We start from the raw sequence: 14,952 nt of genomic DNA, 5'->3' as shown, positions 1-14,952 counted from the left end.
CAACCTCAACACCTTCAGTTAAACTCGCCCAATCGGATCGAAAATGTCAGACTACGGGCTCCGCTCACTTCAATTCGCGCTTCCTTCAGCAACCCATTACGGGAAGCCACAGCCTGCTCTTCCAGATGAATAATGGCTCCCTGATCCAGCGCTGTAGATTCTACATAGGCCCCCCGATACGCCGTTCGCACACTATGATCCGTATGGGTAATCACCGCCTGTTCACGGCCATCATGGAACATCAACGGAATGAGTGCACCTGCCGCCGTGATCTCACCTTCGAATTCATACGTTATGGTCAGCAAGTCTGCCTGCTGCACATAATGAGTGCGCAATGTTTCCACGCCAGGCAAGGGACCAACCCATGTCACAGCAAAAGAATTCTCGGAGGTGTTTACTCTCTCTTCCGCCGCTGTTTCCGCCAGATGTCCCTCTACTTGATTCGGCGTATCCTGGCCCACTTTTTCATACACGATTGACCCACCTCCCTGAGCAGGGTCTAATCCAGCATCCCGATCATATGCACCACCGGATGGAATACCCTCTGCAAGGCTGTGCCATACCCCATCTGGTGTCTTCCAAGCAGGACAGTAGCTGAGCGGACGGACCACCCCTCCGGCAAATTCCGTGAATCCGGCCTGCACATGGCTGGCAGCCGACGGACCAATCAGACCAGGTAACCCTGTCTGCTGAATCCGCACCAAACCAGGGATCGTATACGGATCATTCATCGCTGTGTGTACTACCAGTTGCTGACCAGGTACGGATGCGATCACGGTTTCGAACCACCCGTCGGTCTGCAACACTCGGCTGCCCACCTCGGAAGGAAGGTACACATCGCTCACATCATCTCCCGGATCACTGAGACAGGCGTGGGCCAGTGCTGCTGCTGTCCACAGGTTGTAACACGTATGGTTGGTATAGATCTCATACCCGTGGCGATCTTCTGGCGCGTATTCATTGCGCACGATTTTCAGGCGCCCATCATCCATTTTCCAGCGCTCCACAGCAGCAAAACACCGATTGGCCGCACGTGCGAATGCACCCGCCATCACGGGATCTCCCGCCTCCAGAGCCTGCGTTGCATGTGTAGAACATACATAAGCTGCTGCCGCTTCATTCCACTGGTGCTGGGAGCTGCGGCCACGCGGTGGAATCTCACCTAGCGGCGAGAGCGTCAGTAGCGAGCTAAAGGCACCATGGCGCAGCTGCTCACGTAACCTATCGGCAGTGGCTCCCTCGTAACCCGCCTCAAGCATCACCCCAAGGTGATAACGGGTGGCAATATCATAGGAAAATGGACAATTCGGACGGTCCAGCGGTCCATCCTGATACAAACCAAGTGCAGTAAATCGGGGCAGATGATAGGCTTCCAGATAACGATCCATCCACGCTGTATCCTCACTTGCCAGCTGTTCATGCCACCGCAAATATTCGCCAGAGATCATAATGGCGTTCCAGTTAATCATGCGGTTAGGATTATTCATTTTGCTCATCGTAAACACATAATCTTGTTCAGGATGGATCGTCTTGAGTGCCTCAGCCCAGATGTTTGCTTGCTCAGGCAGATGTGACTTCAACAACATATAGGCTCTCATCATGAGCACCGGAAAAAAATCGGGGTGATTGTCAGGTGCGCTACGTTTGACCACGGCATCAATGCTCTGAGAGAGGGCTGCCGCTGCGGAGTCAAGCAGATCTATACGCCCGCCATTAACCAGAACTGCCGCAGCCATCGCATAGGCCGGTGTAGAATAATATCTCTCCACACCCGAGAACGGGTCGATAATTGCACCTTGGCTGTCCTGATATGGTGTGTAAGCGCGAACAACACTCTCAACAAGTGCCAACTTGCGCTCCCTATTCCAGCCGTCTGTCGGAGGGGGACCCGCTTGTTCTGCCAATGTACGGTAATGTTCGAGTTCGTCTTTCCATGGATACGTGGACGCAGATGTATATTTACTCACGCATGCTCACCTCGGTTTCTCCCATTTTCGGTTCAATGATGAAGCGTACCTCACATACCGTTTCAAGCGGATTATGGCGTTCTGTCCGAACATCCGTCTCATCGATCACACCTGTCCATGATATTGACGTCCGATAGAATGTGACGGGAACATTGTCATGATCAACTGTGTTCATAACCTCCGTAAAAACCTGCCACTGGTTCGCATCATACGTCATATGGATCGTTCCATGCACACCTTGCCAGCGAAGGTTACCGCTCTTCACCACCTCAGGTTGTACTCTGCTCATCCAGCGCTCCACTACGCTCGAACATCCTGCATCTGAATCATCCACCGAAGAGAATCGTTCTGCCGAAAGCACCATCCTGCTCTTCCATTGAAAACGGTCAATGAGACGCAATTCCGCCCCATTCCCGCTACCTTCAGAAGCCATCTTCCAATGAAATTGGCGCGTATAACGAGCCAGTGAAGCTGCCCCAGAGTAAGCGGCTGTCAGATCCAATGTTGTATTCAGCTCACCGCCACCCTCTGCCAGCTTTGCCTCTAACACACGGGCCTGTGCTTGCCGACCGGAGCATTGCTCCTGGCCTTCAATGAGCGGAACGTTATGACCGGATGACGAGATGTGGAACAGTTGCTCCCTGCCTGGTGCAAAATACGCTTGGCTGTACAACCCTGCTCCTGGATCACACAGAATATTCTCACCACCGCAATGGATAATGAACTGCCCCAGATCATTATGGTTGTGAGGTTCATCGTTATGCCCGCCTTTAACGGAAATAGCCACATGAAGGGGCACGCCACTGGAACGTTGTTTACCCGGAGAATGAAGCACACCCTTCGCAACCAGCCAGCCCAGATTTTGAAAAATAAATCCACGTTCAACCTGTCCAGAGACTCCTTCATCACCGTATACTGCCGGATCGCTCCACATCACGTTCCGCAATAGATGAGCCCAGCGATGACAGGGATCATCGGTAAGCAGTGGAATATGAAGCGGCAGATCCACCTGCAACCCAACTCGGGATGCGAGCAGGGAAAGCAATCCGGAAGGAATCTCTTCCTGCTCTGCACTGTCTGAATAATTTACGAATGTTCCGCCTGACAAGTGAACTCGCAGCGGGAAGGCTGCGATGTCTGCGATTTTGGAACCTGTCAGCAGATCTAGTTCGCCCTCACTATATTCACGAAGCATCTCGGCATAATAGGTGAAATAACCAAAGCCATATACCCAATATCCAATACCTTCGGCGCAGCCGCCATCCTCGCCATAACCGCTCAAGAATGCATTCATACAGCTGACCGTATGGGAGATCGATTCCTGTAGTGTGGACTCATCTTCGAGCAGTAACAATGCGGCCATGCCACAGCAGCCACCACAGACCGCCGACCAGTTGTGATCCGCTGTCTGCCAGTGAAACTTCCGTTGCTCCCGGTATAGCGGGATGAAGATTCGCCGCTCTGCCTCAGACCTGATTCGCTCTATGACAAGGCGATCCAGCCGCTCGGCGTGAATGGTCACAATCTCGGCCAGCATATGTACTGTCTCTGCGGCGAACAGATCGATGTTCCCATTCACCTGCTTGACCTCTCCCGTACCCAGATGCGCGGGCAAACACCACGTATACTCACCACACACGTCCCACAACATTTCTTCCAGCGCCTGCAGTGCATCCGGCCTAGCCGTGTCCAGGGCGAGCATCGCCACACCAGCCAGCCTGCCCCTTCGATCGAAATAAGTCTGCTCATATGCTTGGCGCTCACCCGTACCGCTGAACTGTCGATATAGACGGAACGACAAGGAAGGCATGGGTTCTTTCAAGGCACGTTCAGCGTAATTCTTCAAGTCTGTGTATAACGTAGCCAATTCAGGCCGGGATAACTTCTCCAAGAGTCTGTCGGCACTTAAGAAACTCAATGTTCTGCTCTCGTTTCCACGTTGGTTTATATTTTCATTTTCAACTTCGTGAATGGAATCTTCCACTGGATTCACCACACTCCGTTAATGGATTGTCATACCCATTATAATGTAATCGATTTCATTTTACTGGATATGATAGCGCTTTTGAAAAATTATCCATTACAAACCTTTCCACGACGTTACGTCCTTCTCCTTCCCAACACAAAAAAAACGAAGAACCTTCGTCAGGTTCTCCGTTGCATTCTGCCTGTCCACAGGCTTTTTATAGCTATCTCATATTCTTAACTATCTTATATCCTCAACTAATCCTGTATACCTAAAGTGCTGCTGCCCATATCGCAACTGTCCGCTGTTGTTATTACACAATCGCAAGCGATGAATTCTGTACAACAGACAACCATTGGCGTGCAATCAGCTCATGACCTGCTGCGGTTGGGTGTACGCCATCCCATAACCAGTACGCTGCATCCGCCTGTTTCAGAGCGTCATTAAACGTCTGCTGCAATGGCACCCACACAGCTCCAAATTCCTCAGCAAGACCTTGGGCCAGTTTCTGATATTGACCGATATACTCTTCCCAGGCTTCCCATTTCTCCGCGGTCGCTCCGGTTCTCAGAATAAACGGCTCCATCAAAATCAGCCCCGTGTCCGGCATCACTTCCCGAGTTTCTTCGAGCAAATGGCGATACGCCCGTCCGAAACGATCCGTTACCCCGCTAGGTTCACCATTCATCGTGCGCCAGGCATCATTAACCCCAATCAGGATGCTGATCAGGTCCGGTTTTAGACTAATGGTATCCTCATTCCAGCGTGCGTACAGATCGGATGCCCGATCCCCGCTGATGCCTCTGTTATAGAAGGTCTTATGCTTGCCCGCCAGTTCCATACCCAGTTTGCTGGAGATTAGATACGCATATCCGTGTCCGAGAAAATGATTCGGATCATCATTGCGTGATCTTCCCCCATCTGTAATCGAGTCTCCCTGAAACAATATAACGGATGGACTTGTACTCATGATTAAAATCGTTCCTTCCTCTTGTGCAAAATGGAAACACTGAACACCTCAGTCTCCATTTTATCCCTTTCGGCCACAATAGAAAATAGCGTTTTCATCACCGAGTGTCGCCATCTTATGAATCTTTCGGTTCTTTCTCCACATGGCCTCCGCCCTGATAGGCTGTCTCATCCTGTTTGTCGGGTACGCCTCTAAGCTTTGCCTCTTCCCACAACTCGGCTGCATCATCCTGTGGGCGGTATCCAATCTCCTGCGCCAGATAGCCAATATCATAGTAATTATCTGTATTCGCAGAAGTCCCGTACAAATTCAGATACTTCATATCTGGATCGGCTTCAATACAGCACTCAACGAGCTGGACCATGTCCCTTGGTGATATCCAAATATGAGCCGAGCGCTCTGAGTGCGGGTATGTACACCTGAGAAGTTTCCAATCCGAATGTTGAATGAGGACAGGTCATATTTGTCAACGTAATAACGTCCCAGCAGTTCAATATAACATTTGCTAAGTCCATAGAAACTGTCCGGTCGGTACGGGTCATCTACTTCAATATCTTCACCAGTAGGATAGAAGCCTGTTGCATGGTTGGAACTTGCGAAGATCACCCGCCGAACACCATTCAACCGAGCTGCTTCATACACATGGTAGGCTCCGGTTACGTTGATCGGCAGAACTTTGCCCAGAAAATCTTCCTCATCCTTGGCCCATGCAATGTGCAGAACGGTGTGAACCCCCTGCATCAGTTCCTTCAGGCGTTCCCCATCTGTCACATCCATGGCTACAATGCCAGCTTCCTCGTCTTCACGCAGATCAGCCGCAACGATGTCATACGCACCCTTGGCTCTCAGCCCCTCCAGCAGACTGCGACCAATGACTCCTGCAGCTCCCGTAATTAACAGCTTGCGCTTCAGTTCACTCATGAATCCAGCTCCCTTCGCTTAGATAGGCTATCTGCCCTTTATAGAACAGTATTAACCGATCAGGCGAAGGAATTACCGGATGTTATAATTCAACTTATATAAGTTGAACCAGCCATTTACACGAGAACGTAGAGGACAGAAAGAACCTGAAGAAGCGAAGCGTTCGCCTGAAGGCTTTCTGAAAGAAAGCTGCATCGAAAGCATACGCTATCCCAAGATTTTCACCTTTATAAAAGTGAATTAAAAAATCTGGGGATAACAGTGATCGGAAGGTTGTTCTGTCATCGAAGTGGTTAGTGTAAATATTTTAGTTCAACTATCCGATCCAGTATCGCAAGATCATCATAGCCACAATACCAACCAATACGGTTCCCAGCAGACTGCGTGTCCAGATGGCTACTGCAATCGTAGGCAAAGATGCCCACAGAGCTGCATTTTGCGTAATCGGCACTAACTGGTTGTCCGACATGAACAGTTCCTGACCAATCAGCGCTGCCATGACTGCTACGGGTACATACTCCAGCCAGCGTAACAACCACATTGGAATCTGTATCTTGCTGAACAGCATCAGTGGCAGTACACGCGGAATAAATGTTAACAGCGCTGACCCCATAATAATCCAGAATACATCCCATCTTACTTCCATCGTTCCATGAACACTCCCATCGTTGCCGCAATGACCGCAGCCACAATGACACTCATGCTGCCAAGTGAAGCCATGCTGGCGAAGATTACACAGACCACAGCGATGATCGCCACATTAATGTGTATTTTTTTGTTTTTGCGATGCACCAACTGGAGTACAACCAGTCCAATAAACATCGCTGGCAGGGCATAATCCAGGCCCAGTCGTTCCGGATTGGTGATCCAGCGTCCAAAGTACGCTCCCGCCATATTAGCCACGAACCAGTTCAGATATGCGGTAATATTCAGACCGTGCATCCAGCGTTCACTGAGCCTTTCCCTGCCAATCGCACGTGTCATCGCCACACCGAAAGACTCATCCGTAAGCAATGAACCGATCCACATATTTTTAAGCGGGGTCAGATGCCGAAAATACGGTGATACAGCTGCGCTAAGCAGCAAATGACGAAGATTCACAAAAAATATGGTGAACATGATAGCTACTGCTGACCCATTCGATGCGAGCATGCCCGCTGCAATGAACTGAGCTGATCCTGCATATAAAATCAGGCTGAGCAGCGCCGTTTCCGCCAGACTCAGACCTGCGGTCATTTCAATGACACCCGCTGCAAAACCTATACTCAAATAACCAAGCAGGGTTGGGATACAATCTTTGACCCCCTGCATGAATGTAGCCTGATCCTGGACCTCTTCCATGTTCTCCTGTCCAGATATCTGTAGTGTACTTTGGTCCAACTGCCGTACAACCCCTCTCCAATTTCTATCTCCATAAACCGATATATATGGATGTAGCTCCATCCAGGTCCATTCTTCATAAAAACAACTATTCAACATGATCAGGTACGTGCCTTGTGGATTTCACAATTTGCAAAATTCATTTCACATTAATTCAGAAATATACCACAAGATGTGCACTAAGGGAGAGACAGTTTAATTTTTATAGAACAGATGTAATTCTAAATACCTATAAAACCGAAAAATATTTTCACAAAACGCATAAATAATGTTGAATAAACTCGAATTTTGTCATACGATAGCACCAGAAACTTCTGGAAGTGTTGGAAACTTTACCAGATTGGATATATCCACCAGGGAAATGGTTGGATGACACAGAGGGGGAATGTGTATGAAGAAGATTCGTAAACAAGGGGCCAAAAGAACGCTGCAGATGAGAGAGAAACTGATTTTGTCATTTGCCATCGTACTACTCATTCCCACAATCAGTCTGGGCATTATCTCGTTTCAAACAGCCGATGCCAAGGTCGAAGAGAAAATGTATGAAAACGCAATTAGCAATGTTACTGTGCTCAACCAGACCATTGACCAGATCATTGGTGCAACACGCAAAAATGTTGATTTCCTGGCAAGTCAGCTGGATGCAGGCAATGTCGGACCCAATCAGGGTGACGAGACAGATACCATCCGTACCTTACTCGACGCGTATAAGGAAACCCATGATGACGTGGAACTTGCCTCCATCGGTACCGATCAGGGCGTGTATATTAACTCCCCTGTAACTGCGGTGAACAAAGAAGGATATGACCCGCGCGAACGCCCGTGGTATCAGGCTGCTACGCAAAACAAAGATGTTCCTACCGTAATCACCCCCTACTTATCAAGCAATACCGGCAATGTTGTTGCTTCAGTAGCTCAGACCTCAGCGGATGGCCATGGTGTCGTCTCTGTCAGCCTGTCGCTTGAAGCCCTCTCGAAGACGGTTAATTCCACCAAGATTGGCGAGAAGGGTTATGTCTATATCATTGATAATGCCAATAAAATCATTGTACATCCTACCGAAAAACCGGGGACCGAAGGAACCATGGCACCCTATAAAGATATTTTTGCACAGAAAAACGGAAGTTTGACCTATACACTAAATGGAAACCAGGAACACGCCTTTTTCTCCACCAATGAAACGACGGGCTGGACCGTGGTTGGTGTCATTGACAGTGGGGAAGTGACGGCTTCTGTCCGTCCGATCCTATACACCACACTTATTGTTGTAGCGATTGCAATTGCTGTTAGCTCCATCATTATTTTCTGGATTGTGCAATCCATCACCAAACCGCTGAACCGCTTGGTGAAGGCATCTGACGAAATTAGTAATGGTAATCTGACCATCGAGGTTGCTGTATTGGGACAGGATGAATTCGGCAAGCTGAGCACCAGCTTCAATAAGATGAGCGAATCCCTGCGAACCGTTATTCAGGACGTGCGACACACGGCTGACGAGTTAACCGCCTCATCCACACAATTGGCAGTCAACTCATCGGAGACAACCAAAGCAACAGAGCAAGTCGCCCTGATCACGGAAGAATCCGCAGCTGGACTTGAGAAACAAACAAGCAGCCTGAAACATACGGCACTACAGATGAATGAGCTTGCTGGAGGTGTAGGACAGGTAACGAACAGCACACAGCAAGTATCCGAAGCTGCCATGCAAGCAAGTGAGCTCGCGGATAAAGGGAATGCAACCATGCAGACGGCCGTATCCGAGATGAGTTCCGTGAGTCGCTTTGTGCAAGGGATGGCAGATACTGCTGGACGACTTGAACAGCATTCCACATCCATTGGTGAGATGGTATCTGTGATTACAGATATCGCTGCACAGACCAATTTGCTTGCTCTCAATGCTTCTATAGAAGCAGCACGTGCAGGTGAGCATGGACGTGGCTTCTCTGTTGTTGCCAGCGAAGTCCGCAAGCTGGCGGAACAATCGAGCCTGTCCGGCCAAAAGATTGTAGAGATGGTCGGAGCGATTCAACAGGAGATTTCAATGGCCAATCACAATGTACAGATCGGGCAACAGGATGTAAGCAACGGCATTCGTGCCGTTCAGTTTGCAGATGAAGCTTTTGCCCAGATCAGTGAGGCTGTTGGGGTCGTTAATCATCAGCTTGAGAACATTGCAGCAGCCTCACAACAGATGTCTGCAAGTACAGCCGAAGTGGTGCAGTCCATTGATCAGATCCACGCCATATCGGAAACCAATGCCGATGGAACAGAGAACATCTCCGCTGCTACGGAGGAGCAGGTGGCGTCCATGCAGGAGATATCTTCCTCTGCTGATTCCCTTGCCCATCTGGCTCACAAGCTGCAGAAGCTGGTGGAACAATTCAAGCTGTAATCGTTATCGTGTAAAAGATTAGTTCAACTTATATAATAAGTAGTCTGTAACACCCAAAGCCCCTTTGCCATCATATTGGCAAAGGGGCTTTGGGGTTATAAAAGGTCAGGCATTTTAGAGAGGAAAATGTCCCGATTAATCAGCAGATGGCTTTTTATCTCCGTGGTACCCTTGATCTCCGTATGGCTCTAACTGTTCAAACCAGCGATTCAGACATTTGGCGAGTGCGTCTTTGGGATCGTAATACGGGTTGTCATCTTGCTTCAATGTCTCCAGCACTTCGATCACAAACGCATTCTCTCCATATTCATTCCATTCAGCCTGCAACCTTCGATTCAGATGGCTACCCATCTGTAACATAAACCGTTGTCCGTTAATGGTTTTCAGGTTAAGTGTGCTGTCGATATAAACTTTGCCGTTACGTTCATTTCGAATCTGGTAGACGCCTGCTTCCGTTTTGACTTCTTTGGCCTGTTCCTGCAATTCTTTGCGACGATTCATCTTCTCCTGCTCCCCCTTTTCTTTACGTTCCTGTTTTCCATCTCCGGCGCTCTGTTGATCTGCGCGGCTTCCCACCCAATACTGACTGCCGTCTGACTCACGTACCAGCAAACCATAATCGATGAGATACCTCCGTATTTCCACGTAATCATCATTAACTTCCTTCAGCAGCTCATTGACCTGTTTTTCGGAATATTGGCGCTCTGTCTCGAATCGTTTGGCAATTTCGGTGAGCACGATATATTTATGCTTTTGCTGTATATGAAACGTCGTCAGCGGACCGCCGGTACCCTCTGGAAAATACTTTTTCAGCACCTTTTCCCGATCATGTTCTGTAATATCAAATGAATCACGATGGATCGTATGTCCATGTCTTGTCACCGGCGACACCCATTCGGCTGGAGCCTGGGTATCCTTACTTTTGAGAAGTTCCATTAATGCCAGGAATATCTTGGCCTGCCGTTCCTTCTCCTTTAATACAAACCGATGATTCCGGATCGTGGAGGCACTCCCTATACCAAGGGCCTTCTGTACTTCAACATCCTTCTTTCCTTCATGAAACTGGGCCAGCAAGCCCCGCTGGACATCAGACAATCCGGTTACGCTTTTATCCAGCTCCAGCAAATATTCAAATACCGATCCATGAACCTTCTCAATATGCACTCGCATATAACGGGCTGCCTCATAGAGCACTCCTTCTTCAGGATAGATAATCCCCGCTTCCGTCCTGTATCCGCAGCAGACGCATGTATAGGCAGCACCCTCCTCCATATAACCACGCTTGATCTCTTCCAATGAAGCGGTTTGCAACCAGGATTCCGATGATTTCATGACAAAGCTCCTTTTTATCATTGTTATGGTCATTTCAACCGTATAATAATCAAATATTTTATAATTATGTTTGTTCATTTATAGACATAATATAACTTTGTTTATTATATGTCAATATAATGGAAAAGAATGCTGTGTTTAAAGACATAACGGATGCCCCTTGTTCAAAGAAAAAAGACTGCAGGGTCGCAACCCTGCAGTCTCATTTCAATCCTTGTTACAACTTAAAACGTTCAATCATGCTTTGCAGATCTTCAGCCATACGTGACAATGCTGCCGAAGAAGCTGCAACCTCTTCCATTGTAGCCAACTGCTCTTGAGCCGCCGCTGATCCATCTTCCGTTCCAGAGGCAATTCTGTCCGACAGAACCATGGTATCACTTACTGCCTTGTTGACATGACTCATGCCACCATCAATTTGACGGGAAGCCGCGGATACTTCTCCAGCTTGTGCAGCCACCAACTGTACCGCAGTGCGAATGTTATGGAATGCTTCGCCCGCTTCTGTAACCATCTGCGAACTCTTCACCATACCTTCTCCCGTACGGGCAAAAGTGGATTGCACCGCATTGGTTTTCTCCTGCATCTCATGCATAAGCTCATTAATCCGCTCGGCTGAAGCACCTGAACTGTGAGCCAGTGTCTTCACTTCGTTGGCTACGACCGCGAATCCGCGCCCTTGCTCGCCAGCTCTTGAAGCTTCAATGGATGCATTCAATGCGAGAATGTTCGTCTGCTTGGCAATGGCCGTAATCTCGGCCACAATCACCAGAATCTCTTCATTTTTCGCGCGCAGATCCTCAATGACCACAGACATGGCTTTGCTCTCGTCATTCACCTGCTGAATATGGGTAACCGCTTCTTCCACTGTCACCATGCCCGCTTCCGACTTGGTGGAAGCATCCAGAGCGATACGAGCGGTGTCTTCAGCACTTGATGAGATTTCTTTGACTCCAATGGACATTTCGCCTACGAGTTGGCCTGTAGCAGCAAGACTATTGTTCTGCAAAGTCGTTCCCGCAGCTGCATCCTGCATCAGTTCAGCCACCTGTTCTGTGGCTTTCGATGTCTGCTCCGAACTTGCCATCAGCTCTTCCGAAGATGCCGCCAGCTGGCTGGACGTATCATGTACCTCTCCAAGCACATTACGCAGTGAAGTCGTCATCGTGTCGAAGCTTTCTCCAAGCAGTCCGAACTCATCCCGGCGCTGCAAACCTACCCGAACGGTGAGATCCCCGGCACTTACTTTCGATGCTGCCTGTGTTAATTGCAGTAATGGCCGATGAATGCTGCGAATAATGAAAACAAGCAGAATCAGCCCAATAACCAATGCAGATGCCACAATTGTAATGGAACGAATCAAAATAGGCATTACGGCTTCAGTTGCTTCGGAAGGAACCATCTCGCCAACAATTTTCCAGCCTGTCACCGGATTGGTGAAATACACAGCTTCCACTTCGTGACCATCATATGTATACTTCACGGTTCCGCTTTCTTTCGTATACATCTCATTAATGTAAGGTTCATCCGACTGTGTACCGGATTCAATATTGTAATGGAACAGGAACTTCCCACCGTTATCCAGCATGTACAGTTTGCCTTCTTTACCGATGCGTATCTGATCTACGGATTCTTTCAGATGATTGAGACTGACATTGGCTCCGAATACCCCTTTGCCGTCAGCCAGCTTGGCTGCCGCGGTCACAACCCATTCACCCGTCGAAGCCGACTGGAACGTATCCGAGATTACAGTTTCATCCTGAGACATGCCCATCTTATACCATGAACGTTCTCGAGGATCATAATTCTGTTCCTCGGATTCTGGGGATTTCATCCAGCTGCCATCTTCGGCACCTGCGGTGAGTACACCCAGCTCCTTATGATTCTGAGACATCCGATCCATCTGCCTTTGCAGTGCAGGGGATTTATTAATGATATCGTTTGAAGTAATACCTGCAGCCATCTGTGCTGCGTTATCCTTCTCCATATCCAGCATTTGATTTATTTGCAGACTAAGCATTTCTGTTTTGGCCTGTGCGGAACGAATAATTTCCTGCTTAACCTGGTCAGCAGCTTTTTGATAAGACAACCAACCCACGGTAATGCTCGGAACAATCAAGAACAGGAGCAATGCAGCGATCAGGCGTTTTTTTACGGTTAAAGTAAACCAGTTTCGAATCCTTTTCTTCATTTAACTATCCCCCATCATAATCTTCACCCATCCTTTTATCGGACAATCGCTGTAAAAATATTATGTATAGATACTAAATTAGTACAAATTTAATTTAAATGATCTGATCAGATGATATGGATTATATCCGCTTAATCGTTTTGACCCTCTACGCGAGATCGTTTACAATGCTCATAAGCTGGCTATTCATGAAACGATTGGAAGGAGAGGATTCAAATCTTACGCAAGTCAAATGAAAGACAACGTATTTCCACGTTATATTCATCCATGTTCCGCATTCTGTTAGTGCTCATCCTGTGCGCAGGCCCGATTCTGGGACAAGCTGGTATTACGGCATCCGCAGCGCAGGCGACGCAAGCAGTTCACATTGAAGTGAATGGTGAGCAACAATCCTGGAAGAACGCACCACTTATAATCAAAGGCTCAACGTTTGTTCCACTACGGGATGTGGTCACATCGGTTAAAGGCACGTTGAAATGGGATAATCGCACCAAGACGGCTACCATTACCGTTGGCAGAGACAAGCTGATCCATCAGGCTGGTAGTAATTCCATTAAAGTAAACAAGGTCGATCTGGCTACAGGTGTGAATTCACGTACCGTTAACGGTACGTTGATGGTACCTATCCGGGCCATGGCTAATGCAATCAAGGCAGACATCAAGGTCCATCGCACAGCCACGGGGCAGATGAGTGTAAAAATGGTCACTGATCAGGTCAGCCTGCTGAATAGCAAGGTTGCCAGCGTGGATACATATCTGCGCGAGATCAACTATCCAGGTATGGCTCTGATTGCCCGCGATGGTGAAGTGCTTCTAAAGCAAGGCTACGGACTTGCCGATGAGCAGACGCTGAATCGCCCGGATCAGAAGACCCGAATCGCATCGCTGAGCAAATCCTTTACGGCCGCGTCCATTCTGAGTCTCGTGGAGGATGGTAAGATTAATGTGCAAGATCCAATCTCCAAGTATATTTCTGGTATACCGAAGGGAGATCAGATCACGCTGCATATGCTGTTATCCCAGACTTCAGGTCTGCCATCCGCATTTGGTCGGGGTGAAGGAACTTCCATGGAAGAGACTGTAGAAGAGATTCGCCACAAAACGTTGAAGTTTGAACCGGGGAGTGCCTATCTATACAGCAACAGCGGTTATGTTTTGCTTGCATACGTCGTTGAACAGGTATCTGGCATGAGTTATGCCGACTACGTGCAACAGACGATATTGAAACCACTTGGTATGAAGAATTCGGGAGAGGCTTCCCGTAAAGTGCACACGATTAGTGGTTTTGTTCAACAAGATAACGCATGGGTAACTGCGCCTTACTATGTGTCTCAATCCGGATCAGGAACCATCTATTCCACGGTGGACGATATGCTGAAATGGGATCGTGCGTTGTATACGGACAAGATTCTAAGCCAGGATACGATTGAACAGATGTATGAGCCTTACTCCGATAAAAACTATGGCTACGCCTGGATTCTCAAAGAGAAAGGCACCAACCGTACCGTCTTCCACAACGGTAGTGGCGGTGGGTTCGCTACAGCCTTTTCACGTAATCTGTCCGATGATATCACGATTATCCTGCTCGGTAACCACGCAGGTATGGACATGACTTCACTTTTGGATCAAGTTGAGGCCAAGACAGCCAAAGCATTGCAGCTGCAATAATTTATAATTATTCGTTTATACAGAGCAAAGAGACGGTCCATGAAGGATCGTCTCTTTGCTCTGTATATGTTTTCATTTTTACGGCCCATGATTCCACTTCACTCAACCCACAATCCATCTCTTCTCCATCCTGCAAAAGGCAGATGTACTCATATTCTTATTACT

The 14,952-nt window shown here is 48.3% G+C and carries 9 protein-coding genes and 1 pseudogene; 2 read left to right on the top strand and 8 right to left on the bottom strand.

The annotated features are described in order from the left end of the window. Positions 1–14: 14 nt before the first annotated feature. From FE296_RS13555 to FE296_RS13530, 6 genes and pseudogenes are all read right to left on the bottom strand, one after another. The gene (locus FE296_RS13555; protein ID WP_150365258.1) at positions 15–1,967 is read right to left on the bottom strand and encodes a glycosyl hydrolase; all 1,953 of its coding nucleotides are present in this window, start codon (positions 1,965–1,967) and stop codon (positions 15–17) included. After that, positions 1,960–3,963 carry a heparinase II/III domain-containing protein gene (locus tag FE296_RS13550; protein WP_190945216.1) on the bottom strand — a complete coding sequence of 668 codons (2,004 nt, stop codon included), beginning with the start codon at positions 3,961–3,963 and terminating at the stop codon, positions 1,960–1,962. The genes FE296_RS13555 and FE296_RS13550 overlap by 8 nt, the downstream gene beginning before the upstream one ends. A gap of 283 nt (positions 3,964–4,246) precedes the next feature. Beyond that, on the bottom strand, positions 4,247–4,903 hold the full coding sequence (locus FE296_RS13545; RefSeq protein WP_150365255.1) for an SGNH/GDSL hydrolase family protein: 657 nt from the start codon (positions 4,901–4,903) through the stop codon (positions 4,247–4,249). 115 nt (positions 4,904–5,018) lie between these two features. Further along, positions 5,019–5,815: pseudogene (locus FE296_RS13540) on the bottom strand (NAD-dependent epimerase/dehydratase family protein). A 325-nt stretch (positions 5,816–6,140) separates the two neighbouring features. After that, a complete protein-coding gene (locus FE296_RS13535) occupies positions 6,141–6,470 on the bottom strand; it encodes an AzlD domain-containing protein (protein ID WP_076319591.1) in 330 nt (109 codons plus the stop codon). Continuing rightward, positions 6,461–7,165, bottom strand: a complete 705-nt coding sequence (locus FE296_RS13530; protein ID WP_036616527.1) for an AzlC family ABC transporter permease — start codon at positions 7,163–7,165, stop codon at positions 6,461–6,463. The genes FE296_RS13535 and FE296_RS13530 overlap by 10 nt, the downstream gene beginning before the upstream one ends. Before the next feature lie 430 nt (positions 7,166–7,595). Here FE296_RS13530 and FE296_RS13525 point away from each other — a divergent pair, with 430 nt between their 5' ends. Beyond that, the gene (locus FE296_RS13525) at positions 7,596–9,596 is read left to right on the top strand and encodes a methyl-accepting chemotaxis protein (RefSeq protein ID WP_150365254.1); all 2,001 of its coding nucleotides are present in this window, start codon (positions 7,596–7,598) and stop codon (positions 9,594–9,596) included. 135 nt (positions 9,597–9,731) lie between these two features. Here FE296_RS13525 and FE296_RS13520 read toward each other — a convergent pair whose 3' ends face one another. Both FE296_RS13520 and FE296_RS13515 read right to left on the bottom strand, forming a co-directional pair. Then, a complete protein-coding gene (locus FE296_RS13520; protein ID WP_124118062.1) occupies positions 9,732–10,928 on the bottom strand; it encodes a DUF2087 domain-containing protein in 1,197 nt (398 codons plus the stop codon). Between the two features lie 217 nt (positions 10,929–11,145). Further along, positions 11,146–13,119 carry a methyl-accepting chemotaxis protein gene (locus tag FE296_RS13515; RefSeq protein WP_124118063.1) on the bottom strand — a complete coding sequence of 658 codons (1,974 nt, stop codon included), beginning with the start codon at positions 13,117–13,119 and terminating at the stop codon, positions 11,146–11,148. Positions 13,120–13,386: 267 nt separating this feature from the next. Between FE296_RS13515 and FE296_RS13510 the strand changes: the two genes are divergently transcribed. Further along, entirely contained in the window at positions 13,387–14,787 is a 1,401-nt protein-coding gene (locus tag FE296_RS13510; RefSeq protein WP_150365252.1) for a serine hydrolase domain-containing protein, read from the top strand. Positions 14,788–14,952 lie beyond the last annotated feature (165 nt).

It is taken from the genome of Paenibacillus sp. UASWS1643, assembly GCF_008693195.1.
Lineage (GTDB): Bacteria > Bacillota > Bacilli > Paenibacillales > Paenibacillaceae > Paenibacillus > Paenibacillus amylolyticus_B.
This window is presented reverse-complemented; position numbering and strand designations above follow the sequence as displayed.

Coding starts and splice junctions, on each gene's coding strand:
- FE296_RS13525 (WP_150365254.1), top strand. CDS start 7,596: ATGAAGAAGATTCGTAAACAAGGGGCCAAAAGAACGCTGCAGATGAGA.
- FE296_RS13535 (WP_076319591.1), bottom strand. CDS start 6,470: ATGGAAGTAAGATGGGATGTATTCTGGATTATTATGGGGTCAGCGCTG.
- FE296_RS13510 (WP_150365252.1), top strand. CDS start 13,387: ATGTTCCGCATTCTGTTAGTGCTCATCCTGTGCGCAGGCCCGATTCTG.
- FE296_RS13530 (WP_036616527.1), bottom strand. CDS start 7,165: ATGGAAGAGGTCCAGGATCAGGCTACATTCATGCAGGGGGTCAAAGAT.
- FE296_RS13545 (WP_150365255.1), bottom strand. CDS start 4,903: ATGAGTACAAGTCCATCCGTTATATTGTTTCAGGGAGACTCGATTACA.
- FE296_RS13520 (WP_124118062.1), bottom strand. CDS start 10,928: ATGAAATCATCGGAATCCTGGTTGCAAACCGCTTCATTGGAAGAGATC.
- FE296_RS13515 (WP_124118063.1), bottom strand. CDS start 13,119: ATGAAGAAAAGGATTCGAAACTGGTTTACTTTAACCGTAAAAAAACGC.